Here is a 3409-nt window from a genome sequence, read left to right on the forward strand (position 1 = left end):
CGATCGTCGGCGGCTTCGGATCGGTGCCGCGGGCCATTGCCGGCCTCATCTTCGTGCAACTGCTGACCAACGTCATGGTGCTCGACGGTGTGCGCACGCCAATCCAGGGTTTCGTGCTCGGCATCCTGATCGTCGGTGCCGTCGGCATGGATGCGGCGCTGCGCAAGCGGGGCGTGGCGTGATGCGTTTTCTTTCGCTTGTCTCGCAGCATCGCGTCGTCATCATTCTCGGCCTGACGCTCGTCATTTCCGCGCTGTTGGTTCCTGGCTACCTCTCGGCATCGACCCTCGGCCTCGGTCTCGACCGGGCGGCGACGATCGGCCTGATCGCGGTCGGCCTGACGGTGCTTTTGATATCGGGCCAGATCGACCTCTCCGGTGGCGCGGTGTTTGCCCTGGCCGGCATCGTATCGGTCATCCTGCAGCGAGAGATTGGCATCCTGCCTGCCGCGATCGCCGGCATCCTGGTCGGTACCCTGGCAGGCGCCATCAACGGCATGCTGGTCGTCGGCCTGAAGGTGAATTCGCTCGTGCTGACGCTCGCGACGATGCTGATCTTCCGCTCACTCGCGCACTGGATCACCAACAGCCAGCCGGTGACCGGAACCGACATCATGCTCTCCCTGGCGCTGGCCAAGATCTATCTCGATGTCTTCACCCTCCGCAGCGTGCTGTTCATCGCCCTGATCGTGCTGCTGCATTTCTGGCTGACGCGCACCATACCTGGGCGCAACGTCTTTGCGGTGGGGTCCAACCCGGCGGCTGTCAAGGAAAGCGGTATCGCCTCGGACCGTATCGTCTTTCTCGGCTTTGTCTTTGCCGGCACGCTTGCCGGCCTGGCGGGGGTTCTCCAGAGCCTCGTCACCAACACCGGCTCGCCTGTCTTCGGCTCGGAACTGACGGTCGCCGTCATTGCCGCGGTCGTTGTCGGCGGGACTCGTCTCGAAGGCGGCAAGGGATCCGCGCTCGGCACGCTCGGCGGCGTGCTGACGATCGGCTCGCTGACCATCGCGATGGAGTTCCAGTCCGTTCCCGCATACGTCCAGCAGGTCGTGTCCGGGCTTATCCTGATCCTGCTCGTCGTGCTCGATCGGGCCGTTACCACCAAGGGGAGGGCTCCGGGCACGCGCCCGGCGCTCGTTCGCGACAATCCAATCACTCAAGGAGGAACCACATGATTGGGAGGAAACACATGATTGGCAAGAAAAGCATGCTTCACGTCGCCGCCATGGCGGCTGTGCTGGCATCGACGGGCTGGGCCAGCGCCAAGACGGTCTGCTACGTGACGGCAGCGGATTCGCATGCCTACGCGACGCCGGCCAACAAGGCGCTTCAGGCGCGCGCTGCGGAACTCGGCATCGAGATCCTGAGCCTCAGCCAGGATTTTGATGTCCAGAAAGGCACCGAGCAGCTCAACACCTGCGTTGCGCGCAAGGTCGATGGCATCATCCTGTGGCCGCTCGACCCGCAGGCATACATACCGGGGCTGGCGCGCGCGCAGCAGGCGAACATTCCGGCGATCCTCATCAATTCGCCGATGAGCGACGATGCCAAGCCGTTCATCAAGTCGTTCACCGGGCCTGATGTCTATGAGGAAGGCAAGCTGGCGGCGGACTCGCTGAGCAAGGCGCTGGGCGGCAAGGGCTCCGTCGTCATCATCGCCGGCCAGGCCGGCAACGGCACCACGATCGGCCGCGTCAGCGGATTTACCGACCGTCTCAAGGAAACCAATGCCGAGATCAACGTGCTCGACACGGTCAACGCCGACTTCGACCAGCAAAAGGCGCTGGTGGTGAGCCGCGATCTGATCACACGCTTCGGCGACCAGATCAGCGGTGTCTACGCCAATGACGACACGATGGCTCGCGGCTTCATCGACGCATGGAAAGAGGCGAACCCCTCCAAGGCCGCACCGCCGATCGTCGGCATCAATGGCCAGAAGGATGCGTTCGAATCGATCCGCACCAATGAGATGTACTCGACCATCGTCCAGTCGCCCGTCGAGGATGGCCGCCTGGCGATCAACACGATGGCCGAGATCATCGAGGGCAAGGAGGTCAAGGACCGGCTGCCGATCCCGCTGACAGTCGTCACCAAGGACAACGTCAACGCGGTCGAACCAGCGTTCTGATGCAGGAAGGCCGGCCCGCTGCACTCGGGTCGGCCTCGCCGCCGACTTCTTGGGGAGAGAAATTCTAATAGCGGCAACGGAATTGGAATAAACTAACTCTACAGAGTTTGTGGAATAAGCAATCTGCACTGGCGATCTGGTTTCCACCCGGACAGGACCACGCCATGCCTACCTTTTTGCGCTCGCCGTCAACCAAAGCAGGCATCTCCGGCCGCCTCCGTCAGGCGACGGGAGACAGGCCATGAGCAAGCACATTCCAGACCGTATCAAGGTGCTCTGGTTTCTGCCGACGCATGGCGACAGCCGCTATCTCGGCACGGCCGAGGGCGGCAGATCGGTCGATCTGCCCTATCTGACGCAAGTGGCGAAGGCGGCCGACACGCTCGGCTACTATGGCGTGCTGTTGCCGACCGGCCGCTCGTGCGAGGATTCCTGGGTGATCGCATCGGCTCTTGTGCCGATGACCGAACGCTTGCGTTTCCTTGTCGCCGTGCGGCCCGGTTTGCAGTCGCCGACGCTGGCCGCGCGCATGACTGCGACGCTGGACCGCATCTCCAATGGCCGCCTGCTGATCAACGTCGTCACCGGCGGCGATCCGCTGGAGAACAAGGGCGACGGCATTTTCCTGTCGCATGCCGAACGCTATGAGGTGACGCAGGAGTTCCTGCGCATATACAAGCGGGTGCTGAGCGGCGAGACGGTCGAGCATGACGGCAAGCATTTCCACATCGAGGACGGAAGGCTGCTGTTTCCGCCGGTGCAGACGCCTTACCCGCCGCTGTATTTCGGCGGTTCGTCCGATGCCGGGTCGACGGTGGCGGCGCAGGAGATCGACAAATATTTGACCTGGGGCGAGCCGCCTGCCGATGTCGGGCGCAAGCTGGACAGGGTGCGTGAACTGGCGCAGAAGGCCGGCCGCAAGCTCTCTTTCGGCATTAGGCTGCATGTCATCGCCCGCGAAACCACCGAGGAGGCCTGGGCCGCTGCCGACAGGCTGATCAGCCGCCTCGACGACACGACGATCGCCTCGGCCCAAAAAGTCTTTGCGCGCATGGATTCGGTCGGGCAGGCGCGGATGAGCGCATTGCATGGCGGCGATCGTGCCAAGCTCGAGATCGCGCCCAATTTGTGGGCAGGCGTCGGCCTGGTGCGCGGCGGTGCCGGTACTGCCCTTGTCGGCGACCCCGACACGATCGCCGAGCGTATCGACGAGTACCGGCGCCTCGGCATCGATACCTTCATCCTGTCCGGCTATACGCATCTGGACGAAGCCTATCGC

At 63.4% G+C, this 3409-nt stretch carries 3 protein-coding genes and 1 pseudogene; all 4 read left to right on the forward strand.

Annotation, left to right across the window (positions count from 1 at the left end; all coding sequences use genetic code 11):
• Positions 1-182 (forward strand): annotated as a pseudogene (locus tag EN914_RS28835) (ABC transporter permease); the annotation flags it as partial.
• Positions 182-1177 (forward strand): ABC transporter permease, encoded by a 996-nt coding sequence (locus EN914_RS28840; protein WP_024501883.1) that lies wholly within the window; start codon positions 182-184, stop codon positions 1175-1177. The pseudogene EN914_RS28835 and the gene EN914_RS28840, both read left to right, overlap by 1 nt.
• 14 nt (positions 1178-1191) lie before the next feature.
• Positions 1192-2130, forward strand: coding sequence for a sugar ABC transporter substrate-binding protein (locus EN914_RS28845; RefSeq protein ID WP_013528163.1), 939 nt, complete (start codon positions 1192-1194; stop codon positions 2128-2130).
• Positions 2131-2371: 241 nt separating this feature from the next.
• Positions 2372-3409, forward strand: a 1038-nt coding sequence (gene ssuD / locus EN914_RS28850) for an FMNH2-dependent alkanesulfonate monooxygenase (RefSeq protein WP_127389429.1), incomplete at its 3' end; no start/stop codon positions are given.

Origin of the sequence: Mesorhizobium sp. M7A.F.Ca.CA.001.08.2.1 (assembly GCF_003998455.1) — a bacterium.
GTDB classification, from domain to species: Bacteria; Pseudomonadota; Alphaproteobacteria; order Rhizobiales; family Rhizobiaceae; genus Mesorhizobium; species Mesorhizobium ciceri.